The organism is Streptomyces sp. UF-297 (assembly GCF_058245575.1).
The window spans coordinates 1-16,393 of the sequence record NZ_JBSIBZ010000140.1; the positions used below are offsets into that span (position 1 = coordinate 1).

The 16,393-nt window shown below is 70.6% G+C and carries 14 protein-coding genes; all 14 read left to right on the forward strand.

The genetic code is table 11. The features are described from left to right. Nucleotides 1-9: 9 nt before the first annotated feature. The 14 genes from AC4IJH_RS41295 (at nt 10) to AC4IJH_RS41360 (ending at nt 16,282) form a co-directional block, all read left to right on the forward strand. Nucleotides 10-2,001: a peptidoglycan D,D-transpeptidase FtsI family protein gene (locus AC4IJH_RS41295; RefSeq protein ID WP_490857192.1), complete on the forward strand. Its 1,992-nt coding sequence runs from the start codon at nt 10-12 to the stop codon at nt 1,999-2,001. An 11-nt stretch (nt 2,002-2,012) separates the two neighbouring features. Continuing rightward, nucleotides 2,013-3,695, forward strand: coding sequence for a UDP-N-acetylmuramoyl-L-alanyl-D-glutamate--2,6-diaminopimelate ligase (locus AC4IJH_RS41300; protein WP_490857180.1), 1,683 nt, complete (start codon nt 2,013-2,015; stop codon nt 3,693-3,695). Nucleotides 3,696-3,757: 62 nt separating this feature from the next. Beyond that, a complete protein-coding gene (locus AC4IJH_RS41305; RefSeq protein WP_490857181.1) occupies nt 3,758-5,191 on the forward strand; it encodes a UDP-N-acetylmuramoyl-tripeptide--D-alanyl-D-alanine ligase in 1,434 nt (477 codons plus the stop codon). A gap of 5 nt (nt 5,192-5,196) precedes the next feature. Further along, nucleotides 5,197-6,261, forward strand: a complete 1,065-nt coding sequence (mraY, locus tag AC4IJH_RS41310; RefSeq protein WP_490857193.1) for a phospho-N-acetylmuramoyl-pentapeptide-transferase — start codon at nt 5,197-5,199, stop codon at nt 6,259-6,261. Then, a complete protein-coding gene (gene murD, locus AC4IJH_RS41315) occupies nt 6,243-7,700 on the forward strand; it encodes a UDP-N-acetylmuramoyl-L-alanine--D-glutamate ligase (protein WP_490857182.1) in 1,458 nt (485 codons plus the stop codon). The genes mraY and murD overlap by 19 nt, the downstream gene beginning before the upstream one ends. 61 nt (nt 7,701-7,761) lie before the next feature. Next, nucleotides 7,762-9,105, forward strand: coding sequence for a putative lipid II flippase FtsW (ftsW, locus tag AC4IJH_RS41320; RefSeq protein WP_490857183.1), 1,344 nt, complete (start codon nt 7,762-7,764; stop codon nt 9,103-9,105). Between the two features lie 6 nt (nt 9,106-9,111). Continuing rightward, nucleotides 9,112-10,203 carry an undecaprenyldiphospho-muramoylpentapeptide beta-N-acetylglucosaminyltransferase gene (gene murG / locus AC4IJH_RS41325; protein ID WP_490857184.1) on the forward strand — a complete coding sequence of 364 codons (1,092 nt, stop codon included), beginning with the start codon at nt 9,112-9,114 and terminating at the stop codon, nt 10,201-10,203. A gap of 24 nt (nt 10,204-10,227) precedes the next feature. Then, nucleotides 10,228-11,046, forward strand: coding sequence for a cell division protein FtsQ/DivIB (locus AC4IJH_RS41330; protein WP_490857185.1), 819 nt, complete (start codon nt 10,228-10,230; stop codon nt 11,044-11,046). Between the two features lie 284 nt (nt 11,047-11,330). After that, the gene (ftsZ, locus tag AC4IJH_RS41335; RefSeq protein ID WP_490857186.1) at nt 11,331-12,557 is read left to right on the forward strand and encodes a cell division protein FtsZ; all 1,227 of its coding nucleotides are present in this window, start codon (nt 11,331-11,333) and stop codon (nt 12,555-12,557) included. Nucleotides 12,558-12,570: 13 nt separating this feature from the next. Then, nucleotides 12,571-13,332 carry a peptidoglycan editing factor PgeF gene (gene pgeF, locus AC4IJH_RS41340; RefSeq protein ID WP_490857187.1) on the forward strand — a complete coding sequence of 254 codons (762 nt, stop codon included), beginning with the start codon at nt 12,571-12,573 and terminating at the stop codon, nt 13,330-13,332. After that, nucleotides 13,329-14,048 carry a YggS family pyridoxal phosphate-dependent enzyme gene (locus tag AC4IJH_RS41345; RefSeq protein WP_490857188.1) on the forward strand — a complete coding sequence of 240 codons (720 nt, stop codon included), beginning with the start codon at nt 13,329-13,331 and terminating at the stop codon, nt 14,046-14,048. Before pgeF ends, AC4IJH_RS41345 begins: the two co-directional genes overlap by 4 nt. A gap of 123 nt (nt 14,049-14,171) precedes the next feature. Then, nucleotides 14,172-14,792, forward strand: a complete 621-nt coding sequence (locus tag AC4IJH_RS41350) for a cell division protein SepF (RefSeq protein ID WP_490857189.1) — start codon at nt 14,172-14,174, stop codon at nt 14,790-14,792. Between the two features lie 67 nt (nt 14,793-14,859). Then, on the forward strand, nt 14,860-15,153 hold the full coding sequence (locus AC4IJH_RS41355; protein WP_490857190.1) for a YggT family protein: 294 nt from the start codon (nt 14,860-14,862) through the stop codon (nt 15,151-15,153). A 49-nt stretch (nt 15,154-15,202) separates the two neighbouring features. Then, entirely contained in the window at nt 15,203-16,282 is a 1,080-nt protein-coding gene (locus AC4IJH_RS41360) for a DivIVA domain-containing protein (RefSeq protein ID WP_490857191.1), read from the forward strand. The last annotated feature ends 111 nt before the right edge of the window (nt 16,283-16,393 follow it).

Genomic DNA, 16,393 nt, shown 5'->3' on the forward strand with positions numbered 1-16,393 from the left:
GGTGACGACGTGCCGAGTTCCCCCAAGGACCCGCGACGCCGGGTGCCGGGCCCCGCGCGACCGCGCGGCGAAGGGCGGCCGCGCCCCGCGGCGGCCCGCCCCGCCGCCAAGCGACCCGCGCCGCGCCCGCCCCGTCCCCGTTCCGGCTCCGCCGCCATCCGCCTGGGCAGCCCGCGCCCCCGGCTGCGCCTGGTCTCCCTCGGGCTGACCCTGGTCCTGATGGTCTTCGTCGTGCGCCTCTTCCAGGTGCAGGCCGTGGACGCCAGCGCGTACGCCGCCAAGGCCAACGAGAACCGCTACGTCCCCGTCAAGCTCGCGGCCGAACGCGGCGCGATCACCGACCGGGACGGCGTGGACCTGGCCACCACCGTGGACGCGTACGACATCACCGCCGACCCCAGCCTGCTCGCGCCCGACAAGGCCCAGGTCCCCGACGCCCCGCGCCAGGCCGCGGCCCTCCTCGCGCCGATGCTGGGCGAGGAGCAGGGGGAGCTGGCCAAGAAGCTCTCCAGGGCGCAGTCCCGCTACGCCCTGCTGTCCAAGCAGCAGACGCCGCAGGTGTGGAAGCAGATCAAGGACCTGCGCAGCACCCTGGACGCCAAGGAGCGCAAGGAGGCCAGGGCCGCCAAGCGCAAGGTGCGCCCCAGCGTCCTGTCCGGGATCTTCGCGGACAAGCACCGCAAGCGCATCTACCCCAACAAGGACCTCGCCTCCGGCGTCCTGGGCTTCGTCAACGCCGACGGCAAGGGCTCCGGCGGCCTGGAAGCCCAGCTGGACAAGGAACTCGCGGGCACCGACGGCAAGCTCGTCTACGCCCAGTCCAACGGCCGCCGGGTGCCCACCGCCGACGCCCAGGAGCACCCCGCCGTCCCCGGCACCGACATCGAGCTGACCTTGGACCGCGACATCCAGTGGGCGGCGCAGCAGGCCATCACCAAGCAGGTCGCCGAGTCCCGCGCCGACCGCGGCTATGTCGTCGTCCAGGACACCAGGACCGGCGAGATCCTGGCGCTGGCCAACGCCCCCGGCTTCGACCCCAACGACATCTCCAAGGCCGACCCGGCCGCACTGGGCAACGCCGCCCTCTCGGACGCCTACGAGCCCGGCTCCACCAGCAAGCTGATGTCGATGGCCGCCGTACTGGAGGAGGGGGCGGCCACACCCGCCACCCGCGTCACCGTCCCCAACCGCCTGCACCGCGGCGACCGGCTGTTTTCGGACGACATCGACCACCCCACCTGGTACCTCACGCTCAACGGCGTACTCGCCAAGTCCAGCAACATCGGCACGATCCTGGCGACCGAACAGCTGGGCAGGACCCGCAAGGACGCCAACGCGGTTCTCCACTCCTACCTGCGCAAATTCGGCATCGGGAAGCCGACGGGGCTCGGTTTCCCCGGCGAGACACCGGGCATCCTGGCCCCGCCGCAGAAGTGGAGCACCTCGCAGCAGTACACGATCCCCTTCGGCCAGGGTCTCTCCCTCAACGCCGTCCAGGCCGCGTCCGTCTACTCCACGATCGCCAACGGCGGCGAGCGGATCGACCCCACGCTCGTACGGGGCACCACGGGACCGGACGGCCAGTACGTCCCCGCGCCCGCGCCCAAGAAGAGCCGCGTGGTCAGCGAGAAGACCGCCAAGACCCTGGCCACCATGCTGGAATCGGTGGTCGACGACCGGGAGGGCACCGGCGCCAAGGCGAAGATCGAGGGATACCGGGTCGGCGGTAAGACCGGCACGTCCAACCGGGTGGACCCCAAGACCGGCCGCTACCGCGGCTACACCGCCTCCTTCGCCGGCTTCGCCCCCGCCGACAAGCCCCGTCTCACCGTCTACTGCGCGGTCCAGAACCCCACCAAGGGCAGCTACTTCGGCGGCCAGATCTGCGGCCCGATCTACAAGCAGGTCATGGAATTCGCGCTCAAGACCCTCCAGATCCCGCCCAGCGGCGCCCAGCCCCCGCGCCTGCCCGTCACCTTCACGCCGGGCTCGTCCGGATAAGGGGCAGTGCCGTGACAACCATCACCCCCGACCCCGGGAACCGCTCCTGCGCGGCGCCCTCACTTCGCTCCGAGGCCACTGCGCCCGGTACGCTCACCGCCGTGTCACACGCTGATCAGTCCCCCCAAGCCCAGAAGGACGCCTCCGGCAAATACCCCGGAGCGCCCCGCCCCGAGCAGGTCCGCCCCATCCCCCTGGCGGATCTGGCAGAGCAACTGGGCACCCCGGCTCCGGCCTCCGCAGCCGCAGTCACCGGCATCACCCACGACTCCCGGGCGGTACGCCCCGGTGACGTCTACGCCGCCCTGCCCGGCGCCCGTTTCCACGGCGCCGACTTCGCCGCCCAGGCCGCCGACCTCGGCGCCGCCGCGGTGCTGACCGACCCGGCGGGCGCCGAGCGCGCCGCGGCCACCGGCCTGCCCGTCCTGGTCGTGGACGGCCCCCGTGCCCGTATGGGAGCGCTGGCCGCCACGATCTACGGCAACCCGGGCGAGGACCTCCTCCAGATCGGCATCACCGGGACCTCCGGCAAGACCACCACCGCGTACCTCATCGAAGGCGGGCTGCGGGCTGCAGGTGGGCTGACCGGCCTGATCGGCACGGTGGAGTCCCGTATCGGCGACGAGCGGCTGAAGTCGGAGCGCACCACCCCCGAGGCCACCGACCTCCAGGCGCTGTTCGCGGTGATGCGCGAGCGCGGTGTGCGCTCGGTCGCCATGGAGGTCTCCAGCCACGCGCTGGTCCTGGGCCGTGTCGACGGCTGCGTCTTCGACGTCGCGATCTTCAACAACCTCAGCCCGGAGCACATGGAGTTCCACTCCGGCATGGAGGACTACTTCCAGGCCAAGGCCCAGCTGTTCACCAAGGCCCGCAGCCGCGCCGGCGTCGTCAACCTCGACGACGAGTACGGCAGGCGCCTGGTGACCCAGTCGGAGGTCCCGGTCACCACCTTCTCCGCCGAGGGCCACCCGGACGCCGACTGGCGCGCCGCCGACGTCGAGGTCGGCGCGCTCGGCTCGACCTTCACCGTCCTCGGCCCGGCCGGCGAGACCGTACGCGCCGCCTCCCCGATCGCCGGGCCCTTCAACGTCGCCAACGCGCTCGCCGCCATCACGGCCCTGGTCGTCGCCGGCGTCGACCCGCAGACCGCCGCCGACGGCGTCGCCGCGGTGCCCGGTGTCCCCGGCCGCCTGGAGCGCGTGGACGCCGGCCAGCCCTACCTCGCCGTGGTCGACTACGCGCACAAGACCGACGCCGTCGAATCGGTCCTGCGCGCGCTGCGCAAGGTCACCGAGGGCCGCATCCACGCCGTGCTCGGCTGCGGCGGCGACCGCGACCGCACCAAGCGGGCCCCGATGGGTGCCGCCCTCGCGCGCCTCGCCGACACCGCAGTGCTGACCAGCGACAACCCCCGATCCGAGGACCCCCTCGCGATCCTGGCCACCATGCTCGCGGGCGCCGCCGAGGTGCCCTCGCACGAGCGCGGCACCGTACTGGTCGAGGAGGAGCGGGCCGCGGCCATCGCCGCCGCCGTCGCCCGCGCCGAGCCCGGCGACACCGTGATCGTCGCGGGCAAGGGCCACGAGCAGGGCCAGGACATCGCCGGAGTGGTCCGGCCCTTCGACGACCGCCAGGTGCTGCGCGAGGCCATTACGGCCTCGATGACGTCGCAGCAGCCCAATCACCAGGGATGACACACCGCCATGCGCGCAAAACCCTTCGAACGGCACCTCCTGCCCACGGCCGGAGGTGACCTGTGATCTCCCTGTCCCTCGCCGAGATCGCGAGCATCGTCGGCGGGCAGCAGCACGACATACCGGACCCGCAGGTCCAGGTGACCGGGCCTGTCGTGATCGACTCCCGCCAGGTGTGCCCCGGCAGCCTGTTCGCCGCCTTCGCGGGCGAGAGAGTCGACGGCCACGACTTCGCGCAGCGCGCTGTTGAGGCGGGCGCGGCAGCCGTACTGGCCGCCCGCCCCGTGGGTGTCCCGGCGATCGTGGTCGACGACGTCGTCGCCGCGCTCGGCGCCCTGGCCCGCACCGTCGTCGAGCGCCTGGGCACCAGCGTCGTGGCGCTCACCGGCTCGGCCGGCAAGACCAGCACCAAAGACCTGATCGCCCAGCTGCTCCAGCGCCAGGGCCCCACCGTGTGGCCCCCCGGCTCCTTCAACAACGAGATCGGCCTGCCGCTGACCGCGCTGCGCGCCGACGCGGACACCCGCCACCTCGTCCTGGAGATGGGCGCCCGCGGCATCGGCCACATCCGCTACCTCGCCGGGCTGACCCCGCCGAGGATCGGCGTCGTGCTCAACGTCGGCACCGCCCACATCGGCGAGTTCGGCGGCCGTGAGCAGATCGCCGAGGCCAAGGGCGAGCTGGTGGAGGTCCTGCCGCCGGAGAGCGAGGGCGGCCTGGCCGTGCTCAACGCGGACGACCCCTACGTACGCGCCATGGCAGCCCGCACGAAGGCCCGTACGGTCCTGTTCGGCGAGGCCGCGGACGCCGACGTACGTGCCGAGAATGTCCGGCTCGGTGAGCGCGGACAGCCGTCCTTCACGCTTCACACACCCTCCGGGTGCAGCGAGGTGACCATGCGGCTGTACGGTGAGCACCACGTGTCGAACGCGCTCGCCGCGGCCGCCGTCGCCCACGAGTCGGGCATGCCCGTAGAGGAGATCGCCGCGGCGCTCTCCGAAGCCGGCACGCTCTCCCGGTGGCGGATGGAGGTCACCGAGCGCGCGGACGGCGTGACGGTCGTCAACGACGCCTACAACGCGAACCCGGACTCCATGCGCGCCGCGCTCCGCGCGCTCGTGGCGATGGGCCAAGCCCCTCGGGCAAAGGGGGGCCGTACGTGGGCGGTGCTCGGTGAGATGGCCGAGCTCGGCGAGGAGTCGCTCGCCGAACACGACGCGGTCGGGCGCCTGGTCGTCCGGCTCAACGTCAGCAAGCTCGTGGCGGTCGGCGGCAGGGAAGCAGCCTGGCTCGACATGGGTGCCAAGAACGAGGGTTCGTGGGGTGAGGAGTCGGTGCACGTGTCCGACGCGCGGGCGGCGATCGACCTGCTGCGCAGTGAGCTGCAGCCGGGAGACGTCGTGCTGGTGAAGGCGTCCAGGTCGGTCGGCCTGGAGCGGGTTGCCGCAGCACTGCTGGACGGCGAAGGGGACATGGGCGGGGCCGCCGCCCGATGAACACGATGAAGCAGATCCTCTTCTCCGGAATGATCGGGCTCTTCCTGACCCTGATCGGCACCCCGCTGCTGATCAAGTTCCTCGCCCGCAAGGGCTACGGCCAGTTCATCCGTGACGACGGCCCGCGCGAGCACCACAGCAAGCGCGGTACGCCCACCATGGGCGGTATCGCCTTCATCCTGGCCACGATCATCGCGTACGCGCTGACCAAGGTCATCACGAGCAGCGACCCCACCTTCTCCGGTGTGCTGGTGCTGTTCCTGATGGCCGGCATGGGCCTGGTGGGCTTCCTCGACGACTACATCAAGATCGTCAAGCAGCGTTCGCTGGGCCTGCGGGCCAAGGCGAAGATGGCCGGACAGCTGATCGTCGGTATCGCCTTCGCGGTGCTCTCGCTGCAGTTCGCCGACGCGCGCGGGCAGACGCCGGCCTCCGACCGGCTCTCCTTCACCCAGGACTTCGGCTGGTCGGTCGGCCCCGTGATCTTCGTGATCTGGGCGCTGTTCATGATCCTGGCGATGTCCAACGGCGTGAACCTCACCGACGGCCTGGACGGCCTGGCCACCGGCGCCTCGGTGATGGTCTTCGGCGCGTACACCTTCATCGGCATCTGGCAGTACCAGGAGTCCTGCGCCAACCAGCTGACGGCCGGACCCGGCTGTTACGAGGTCCGCGACCCGCTCGACCTCGCGGTCGTCGCCTCGGCTCTGATGGGCGCCTGCTTCGGCTTCCTGTGGTGGAACACCTCACCCGCCAAGATCTTCATGGGTGACACCGGCTCGCTGGCCCTGGGCGGCGCGCTGGCGGGTCTGGCCATCTGCTCCCGTACGGAGCTGCTGCTGGCGGTCCTGGGCGGTCTGTTCGTCCTGATCACCATGTCCGTGGTCATTCAGGTCGGATCCTTCCGGCTCACCGGCAAGCGCGTCTTCCGGATGGCGCCACTACAGCACCACTTCGAACTCAAGGGGTGGTCCGAAGTCCTTGTCGTGGTCCGCTTCTGGATCATCCAGGGCATGTGCGTGATCGTGGGCCTGGGCATCTTCTACGGCGGATGGCAGGCGGCGAAGTGACCCCGCAGGACTTCTCCGGGATGCGCGTCACCGTCGCGGGCCTGGGCGTGAGCGGCACCAGCGCCGCCCGCGCCCTGGCCGCCCGCGGCGCCCTGGTCACGGTCGTGGACGGCGGCGACGGCGACAAGCAGCGCGCCGGGGCCGCCGCCCTGGAGGCGGAAGGGATCACCGTCCGCCTCGGCGACGGCGACACCCTGCCCGAGGGCACCGGCCTGGTCGTCACCTCGCCCGGCTGGCAGCCCGGCAGCCCGCTGTTCGCGGCCGCCGCCGAGGCGGGCGTCGAGGTCGTCGGCGATGTGGAGATCGCCTGGCGGCTGCGCGGCGAGGGCGGCCGCAAGGCAGCGCCCTGGCTCGCGGTCACCGGCACCAACGGCAAGACCACCACGACCCGGATGCTGGCCTCCATCCTGGAGGCCGAGGGCCTGCGGACCGCGGCGGTCGGCAACATCGGCACCCCGATCATCGACGTCGTCCTCGCGGAGGAGCCCTACGACGTCCTGGCCGTGGAGCTGTCCAGCTACCAGCTGCACTGGGCGCCGTCCCTGCGCGCCCACTCCGCCGCCGTCCTCAACCTCGCGCCCGACCACCTGGACTGGCACGGCTCCATGGAGGCCTACGCCGCCGACAAGGGCCGCATCTACGAGGGCAACACCGTCGCCTGCGTCTACAACGTGGCCGACCAGGTGACCGAGGACCTGGTCCGCGAGGCCGATGTCGAGGAGGGCTGCCGTGCCATCGGCTTCACCCTCGGCACTCCGGGGCCCTCGCAGCTGGGCGTCGTCGAGGGCATCCTCGTGGACCGCGCCTTCGTCCAGTACCGCCACCAGCAGGCCCAGGAGCTGGCGGAGGTGTCCGACATCGCCCCCGGCTCGGGACCCGCGGCGCCGCACAACATCGCCAACGCCCTCGCGGCGGCGGCCCTGGCCCGCGCGTTCGGCGTGCGGCCGGAGTCCGTACGCGACGGGCTGCGCGCCTTCCACCCGGACCCGCACCGCATCCAGCACATCGCGGAGCGCGCCGCAGTCACCTACATCGACGACTCCAAGGCCACCAACACCCACGCCGCCGAGGCGTCGTTGGCGGCGTACGAGCACATCGTCTGGATCGCCGGAGGCCTGGCCAAGGGCGCGACCTTCGACGACCTGGTGCGCACCTCGGCGGAGCGGCTGCGCGGTGTGGTCCTCATCGGCGCCGACCGTGCCCTGATTCGTGATGCCTTGTCGCGACACGCCCCGGATGTCCCGGTCGTCGACCTCGAGCGGACCGACACTGGGGCGATGTCCGAGGCCGTGCGGGAAGCGACGCGTCTGGCCCGGCCGGGCGATACGGTCCTGCTGGCCCCGGCCTGCGCCTCGATGGACATGTATCTCAACTACAACAAGCGGGGCGAGGCCTTCGCCGAAGCGGTCCGGGAACTCCCGGCCGGTCAGGACCAGTAGTCCGTACGTCCCCGCCGCCGTCGAGGACGTACGGCGCGGCACACCCGTGGAGGGGACGAGGATGACGGCCCGATCGGCGAAGACGGCACCGCCGCGCCCGGCGCGCCGGACCGGCTCCGGCCGCCGGCCGCCGCGGGCAGGCCGCTCCTCCGGCGGCCCCCGGCGCCTGTACGCACAAGTGAAGCGGGCCTGGGACCGCCCGCTCACCGCCTACTACCTGATCCTCGGCGGCAGCCTGCTGATCACCGTGCTGGGTCTGGTGATGGTCTACTCGGCCTCGCAGATCAAGGCGCTGCAGAGCGGCCTGGCGCCGACCTTCTTCTTCCGCAAACAGCTGCTGGCCGCCGTGCTCGGCGGCGGTCTGCTGCTGATCGCCTCACGGCTGCCGGTACGGCTGCACCGCGCGCTGTCCTACCCGCTGCTGGCCGGCTCGGTCTTCTTGATGTGCCTGGTGCAGATCCCGGGGATAGGGGTCGCGGTCAACGGCAACCAGAACTGGATCAATCTGGGCGGGCCTTTCCAGATGCAACCCAGCGAGTTCGGGAAGCTCGCGCTGGTGCTGTGGGGCGCCGACCTGCTGGCCCGCAAGCAGGACAAGAGGCTGCTCGCCCAGTGGAAGCACCTGCTGGTCCCGCTGATCCCGGTGGCGTTCCTGCTGCTCGGCCTGATCATGCTGGGCGGCGACATGGGTACCGCGATCATTCTCACCGCGATCCTCTTCGGGCTGCTGTGGGTGGCCGGTGCCCCCACCCGGCTGTTCGCGGGCGTGCTCGGCTCCGCCGCGGTCATAGGGATTCTGCTGATCAAGACGAGCCCCAACCGTATGGCCCGGCTCGGCTGCATCCTCGCCGACGATCCCGGACCCGGCGACGCGTGCTGGCAGGCGGTGCACGGGATCTACGCGCTCTCCTCCGGCGGATTCTTCGGTTCCGGGCTCGGCGCGAGTATGGAAAAATGGGGTGAACTCCCTGAACCGCACACCGACTTCATCTTCGCCATCACCGGGGAGGAACTGGGGCTGGCGGGGACGCTGTCGGTGCTCGCCCTCTTCGCGGCTCTAGGCTATGCGGGTATCCGCGTGGCCGGACGCACGGAGGACCCCTTCGTGAGGTACGCCGCGGGAGGCGTGACCACCTGGATCACGGCCCAGGCCGTGGTCAACATCGGTGCGGTGCTCGGCCTGTTGCCGATCGCCGGTGTCCCGCTCCCGCTGTTCTCCTACGGAGGCTCCGCCCTGCTGCCGACGATGTTCGCCATCGGGCTCCTGATCGCTTTCGCGCGAGATGAGCCCGCTGCACGGGCGGCGTTGGCCATGCGGCAGCCTGTTTTCGCAAAGAAGCTGGCTGGGGTGAGACGGAAGACGATGAGACGGCGCGTCAAGAAGCGACCGTCCGGAGAGCGGTGAATTTCGGTGCATGTCGTACTCGCCGGTGGGGGGACCGCCGGCCACATCGAGCCCGCGCTCGCCCTCGCGGACGCCCTGCGCAGGCAGGACCCGACCGTGGGGATCACGGCACTCGGCACGGAGAAGGGCCTGGAGACCCGTCTCGTTCCCGAGCGGGGCTACGAACTCGGCCTGATCCCGGCCGTACCGCTGCCGCGCAAGCCCACGCCTGAACTGATCACCGTCCCCGGGCGGCTGCGCGGCACCATCAAGGCCGCCGAGCAGATCCTGGAGCGCACGAAGGCGGACTGCGTCGTCGGCTTCGGCGGATATGTGGCGCTTCCCGGCTATCTGGCCGCCAAGCGGCTGGGCGTGCCGATCATCGTGCACGAGGCCAATGCCCGCCCGGGCCTGGCCAACAAGATCGGCTCGCGCTACGCCAAGTACGTCGCCGTCAGCACCCCCGAGAGCAAGCTGCGCGGCGCCCGCTACGTCGGCATCCCGCTGCGCCGCACCATCGCCACCCTGGACCGGGCGGCCGTCCGCCCCGAGGCGCGCGCCGCCTTCGGCCTGGACCCCAACCTCCCCACGCTGCTGGTCTCCGGCGGCTCGCAGGGCGCCCGCCGCCTGAACGAGGTCATCCAGGCCGCCGTCCCCACGCTGCAGCGCTCGGGCATCCAGGTCCTGCACGCGGTCGGCCCGAAGAACGAATTGCCGCATGTGGACAACATGCCCGGGATGCCGCCGTACGTGCCGGTACCGTACGTGGACCGGATGGACCTCGCGTACGCCGCGGCCGACATGATGCTCTGCCGCGCGGGCGCGATGACCGTCGCCGAACTCTCCGCCGTCGGGCTCCCCGCCTGCTACGTCCCGCTGCCCATCGGCAACGGCGAACAGCGGCTCAATGCCCAGCCGGTGGTCAACGCCGGCGGCGGACTGCTGGTGGACGACGCCCAGCTGACCCCGGAGTGGGTGCAGGGCAACGTCCTGCCGGTGCTCTCCGACCCGCACCGGCTGTACGAGATGTCGCGCGCGGCCTCCGAATTCGGCCGCCGGGACGCCGACGAACTGCTGGTCGGCATGGTGTACGAGGCGATCGCACAGCGCAACAGCTAGCGACACGACAGAAAGCAGGGGAGCGTGGCCGGACCGACGACCGCCCGGCGCGGCGCGAAGAAGTCATCGCCGTCCGGCCCGCCCTCCGCAGGGAAAGAATCCACGGCGAAGAAAACGAAAAGGGGGCGGCGGTGGCGCGCACCGAGCCGCCGCACCCTGATCGTCGCCCTGGTCGCCGCCGCGCTCCTGACGGCCTTCGCCGTCTGGGCCCTGTACGGCTCGTCCTGGCTGCGCGTGGAGCGCGTCAAGGCCGAGGGCACAAAGGTTCTGACGGCGGATGAGATCATCCGGACGGCGGCCGTACCGCTGAACGCGCCCCTCGTTTCCGTGGACACCGAAGCGGTCGCCGCACGGCTGACGGACCAGTTCCCGCGGATCAAGTCCGTCGACGTGGTGCGATCCTGGCCGAACACCATCGGCCTGAAAGTGACCGAGAGAACGCCTGAACTCCTCATCAAGAAGGGCGGAAAGTTTGACGAAGTGGACGCAGACGGCGTCCGTTTCGCCACGGTCGGCTCCGCCCCCAAGGGCGTTCCGCTTCTGGAATTGACCGCGCAGGACTCCCCGAGCCTGCGCAGGTTTGGCGTACAACGGCTCCAGCGCGAAGCGGTACGGGTAGCGTCCGGTGTTCCCGAAGCCGTCCGCAAGGATGTACGGACTGTTCGAGTGCGCTCGTACGACTCCATCACCCTGGAGTTGACGGGGGGTCGTACGGTTCAGTGGGGGAGCGGTGAACAGGGCGCTGTCAAGGCCAAGGTGCTCACCGCGCTGCTGAAAGCGGCGCGTGATGCGCGCCACTTCGATGTGAGTGCTCCCACTGCTCCCGCGGCGTCGGGGAGTTGACGTGCGTACCCGCAGGCCAGCACCCTGGATGGCTACCACTATGGGTGATCACATAGGGTGAAAAGAAAAACGGGAGGTTCGGCGTGTTCGTTGAACGTGCGCCACTTGTCGACTTAGTGTCTCGTTCCAAAGGGACTGTGGAACCAAGGAACACAGGCACTGGTAACCCTAAACTTCAACGTTAGGGTTCGGGTCGGCGAATACGGACCGTCCCATCGGCATCAGTCGGCGTCCACAACACGTGTGAGGCGACGACACGTAACTCGAGGCGAGAGGCCTTCGACGTGGCAGCACCGCAGAACTACCTCGCAGTCATCAAGGTCGTCGGCATCGGCGGCGGTGGCGTGAACGCCATCAACCGGATGATCGAGGTCGGGCTCAAGGGCGTCGAGTTCATCGCGATCAACACCGATGCGCAGGCGTTGCTGATGAGCGACGCCGACGTCAAGCTCGACGTCGGTCGTGAGATGACCCGTGGCCTGGGCGCCGGCGCCAACCCGGACGTGGGCCGCAAGGCGGCCGAGGACCACCGCGAGGAGATCGAGGAGGTCCTCAAGGGGGCCGACATGGTCTTCGTGACCGCGGGCGAGGGCGGCGGCACCGGCACGGGCGGCGCGCCCGTGGTCGCCAACATCGCGCGCTCGCTCGGCGCCCTGACGATCGGTGTGGTCACCCGGCCGTTCACCTTCGAGGGCCGCCGTCGCGCCAACCAGGCCGAGGACGGCATCGCCCAGCTGCGCGAAGAGGTCGACACCCTCATCGTGATCCCCAACGACCGGCTGCTGTCCATCTCGGACCGCCAGGTCAGCGTGCTGGACGCGTTCAAGTCGGCCGACCAGGTCCTGCTCTCCGGTGTCCAGGGCATCACCGACCTGATCACCACCCCGGGCCTGATCAACCTCGACTTCGCCGACGTCAAGTCCGTGATGTCGGAGGCCGGATCGGCGCTCATGGGCATCGGCTCGGCGCGCGGCGACGACCGCGCGGTGGCCGCGGCCGAGATGGCGATCTCCTCGCCGCTGCTGGAGGCGTCCATCGACGGCGCCCGCGGTGTGCTGCTGTCCATCTCCGGCGGCTCCGACCTCGGTCTCTTCGAGATCAACGAGGCCGCCCAGCTGGTCAGCGAGGCCGCCCACCCCGAGGCGAACATCATCTTCGGCGCGGTCATCGACGACGCGCTGGGCGACGAGGTACGGGTCACCGTCATCGCCGCGGGCTTCGACGGCGGTCAGCCGCCGGCCCGTCGCGACAACGTCCTGAGCGCCGGGTCCTCCAAGCGCGAGGAGCCCGCGCCCGCCCCGAGCCGTACGGCCCCTCCGGAGCCCGAGCCCCGCTCGTCCTTCGGCGGCCTGGGCTCGGTCCCGGTGCGCGACCCGGAGCCGGCCCCGGCCGAGTCGCCGGCGATGGGCGAGGTCCCGCCGCCGCCCACCAGCTCGCCGCAGGTTCCCCCGGCCCGTCCCTACACGGACACTACGGCCGAGGAGCTGGACGTCCCCGACTTCCTGAAGTAGTCGAAGACCCGAAGTGATAGGGCAACAGCACGACGCGAGCGGCGCGCACTTCGCTTTCACCGACAGGTGGGGCGGGGTGAGCGCCGCTCCGTATGACGAGCTCAATCTGGGCGGCGCGGTGGGGGACGACCCCGCGGCCGTACGGGCCAACCGCGAGCTGGCCGCCAAGGCGCTGGGTCTGGACCCGGGCGCCGTGGTGTGGATGAACCAGGTGCACGGCAAGGACGTCGCCGTGGTGGACGGGCCGTGGAACGCGGACGATGTGCCGTGTGTCGACGCGGTGGTGACCGCCCGTCAAGGTCTCGCGCTCGCCGTCCTGACCGCCGACTGCACCCCCGTCCTGCTGGCCGACCCGGTCGCCGGGGTCGTGGGCGCGGCGCACGCGGGGCGGCCCGGACTGGTGGCCGGGGTCGTACCGGAGACGGTACGGGCGATGACCGCGCTGGGCGCCGAGGCCTCCCGTATCGTCGCGCGCACCGGACCCGCGGTCTGCGGGCGCTGTTACGAGGTGCCCGAGGCGATGCGCGCCGAGGTCGCCGAGGCCGTCCCCGAGGCGTGGGGCGAGACCTCCTGGGGCACCCCGGCGGTGGACGTGGCGGCCGGTGTACGGGCCCAACTGGCCCGTACCGGCGTGGAGATCTGCGAGCGGTCCCCGGTCTGCACGCTGGAGTCGGCCGACCACTTCTCCTACCGGCGGGACCGCACGACGGGCCGGCTCGCGAGCTACGTATGGCTCGGGCAGGTCCCGGCGAAGGGGAGAGAGGCTGAGCTGTGACCGACCGCAGGACGGAACTGGCCGACAACCTGGAGCGGGTGGAGAACCGTATCTCCACCGCGTGCGCCAAGGCCGGTCGCAAGCGCGAAGAAGTGACCCTGATCGTGGTCACGAAGACCTACCCCGCGAGCGATGTCCGGCTGCTCGCGGAACTCGGCGTGCGCCATGTCGCGGAGAACCGCGACCAGGACGCGGCTCCCAAGGCCGCGGCATGCTCGGATCTGCCCCTTGAATGGAACTTCGTCGGTCAGTTGCAGACGAACAAGGTACGGTCCGTGGTGGGTTATGCCGATATCGTGCAGTCGGTCGACCGGCTCAAGCTGGTCACCGCGCTGTCGAAGGAGGCCGTACGGGCCGGCCGCGAGCTCGGATGCCTTGTCCAGGTGGCACTTGACGCCGAGTCGGGTCAGCAGGGAGCCCGGGGCGGCATCGCCCCGGACGGTGTGGACGCACTCGCCGACGCGATCGCCGCGGCCCAAGGGCTGCGCCTGGACGGGCTGATGACGGTCGCGCCGCTGGCGGGGCCGTACGCGGGACGCCAACTCGCCGCCTTCGAGCGGCTGATGGAAATCTCATCCGGCCTGCGCGCGACCCATCCTGCTGCGAACATGGTCTCGGCAGGTATGAGTGCGGACCTCGATGAAGCCGTGGCGGCTGGGGCGACACATGTACGCGTCGGCACCGCGGTACTCGGAGTCCGACCACGGCTCGGGTAACGTCGCCAAGAAGTCGGACCACAGCACAAAATATGGTCATTCCCACCAAAGGGTGGGCAGGCCGAGTGGATCCAAGGCACCCGGTGACGGAGCCGATCCACCACAGAGCGGAGGACGCAGAGAATGGCCGGCGCGATGCGCAAGATGGCGGTCTACCTCGGCCTCGTGGAGGACGATGGGTACGACGGCCGGGGGTTCGACCCCGACGACGAGTTCGAGCCCGAGCTTGACCCGGAGCCCGAGCGGGGGCGGCGGCAGCAGCACCAGGCGCCGACGGAGCCGCACTCCGAACGGGAGGAACCCGTACGGGTCGTGACGCCTCCGGCGCAGCGCGAACCGGCTCCGCTGGCCGCAGAAAGCGGACGACCCGCACGAATCGCCCCCGTGGCATCCATCACACCCGACCGCCTCAATCTGGAGAAGAACGCACCGGTGATCATGCCCAAGGTCGTGTCCGAGCGTGAGCCCTACCGCATTACGACGTTGCACCCCCGGACCTACAACGAGGCCCGTACCATCGGGGAACACTTCCGCGAGGGCACTCCGGTGATCATGAATCTCACGGAGATGGACGACACGGATGCGAAGCGACTTGTCGACTTTGCCGCCGGTTTGGTGTTCGGTCTGCATGGAAGCATTGAGCGGGTGACGCAGAAGGTGTTCCTGTTGTCGCCTGCTAACGTCGATGTCACGGCGGAGGACAAGGCCCGTATCGCAGAGGGCGGGTTCTTCAACCAGAGCTGAGACGCAACACCGGGCACACCAGGGCCAGAAGGCCTGACACGGAAGCAAGGGGAGAGGGAAGCGCGAGATGAGCATCGCTGGTCAGGTGATCTACATCGCGTTGTACTGCTTCCTGATCGTGTTGATCTTCCGGCTGGTGATGGACTACGTGTTCCAGTTCGCCCGTTCATGGCAACCCGGCAAGGCGATGGTGGTCGTTCTGGAGGCCACCTACACTGTCACTGATCCGCCACTCAAGCTTCTGCGGCGGTTCATTCCGCCGCTGCGTCTCGGGGGCGTGGCGCTCGACCTGTCCTTCTTCGTATTGATGATCATCGTCTACATCCTGATCACCGTCGTCAGGTCGGTGTTGTTGGTGTGAACGATACGGTCTTGCCGATTGCCGACGACTACGTTGAGGTGAAGAAGAGATGCCGTTGACCCCCGAGGACGTGCGGAACAAGCAGTTCACGACCGTCCGCCTCCGAGAAGGCTATGACGAGGACGAGGTCGATGCCTTCCTCGATGAGGTCGAAGCCGAACTGACCCGCCTGCTGCGGGAGAACGAGGATCTGCGCGCCAAGCTGGCGGCCGCGACCCGCGCCGCCGCGCAGAACCAGCAGCAGAACATGCGCAAGCAGGAGCAGCAGGACCAGCGCCCCGGCGCTCCGGTGCCCGCCGCCATATCCGGTCCGCAGCCGGTCCCGCCGCAGCAGCAGCAACTGGGTGGACCGCCCCAGCTGCCCGGTGGCGCGCCGCAGTTGCCGGCCGGTCCCGGCGGCCACGGCCCGCAGGGTCCGCACGGTCCCGGCCCGATGGGCCCCGGCGGTCCGATGGGTGGCCCGATGGGCGGCCCCGGCCCGCAGCTGCCGCAGCCGGGCCAGGGCCCGGGCGGCGACAGCGCCGCCCGCGTGCTCTCGCTGGCGCAGCAGACCGCCGACCAGGCGATCGCGGAGGCCCGCTCCGAGGCCAACAAGATTGTGGGCGAGGCGCGTAGCCGCGCCGAGGGTCTGGAGCGCGACGCGCGTGCCAAGGCCGACGCTCTTGAGCGGGACGCCCAGGAGAAGCACCGCGTGGCGATGGGCTCGCTGGAGTCCGCGCGCGCCACGCTGGAGCGCAAGGTCGAGGACCTGCGCGGCTTCGAGCGCGAGTACCGCACGCGACTGAAGTCCTACTTGGAGAGCCAGCTGCGCCAGTTGGAGAACCAGGCGGACGACTCGCTGGCTCCGCCGCGTACCCCGGCGACCGCTTCGCTGCCGCCGGCCCAGATGAGCGGGTCGATGGCCTCGGCGGGCGCGAGCTCCATGGGTGGCAGCCACACCATGGGCGGCGGCCAGTCGATGGGCGGCCACGGCGGCCCGTCCGGCAGCGGTCCGTCCTACGGCGGCCAGCAGCAGATGTCGCCGGCGATGACGCAGCCGATGGCGCCGGTGCGGCCGCAGGGCCCGCAGCCGATGCAGCAGGCGCCCTCGCCGATGCGCGGGTTCCTCATCGACGAGGACGACAACTGACGCGCGCATGACGCCTGTGCGTCGCGCCTAGTCGGCAATCAGGGCCGGGGGGGGGGGGGGGGGGGGGGGGGGGGGGGGGGGGGGGGGGGGGGGGGGGGGGGGGGGGGGGGG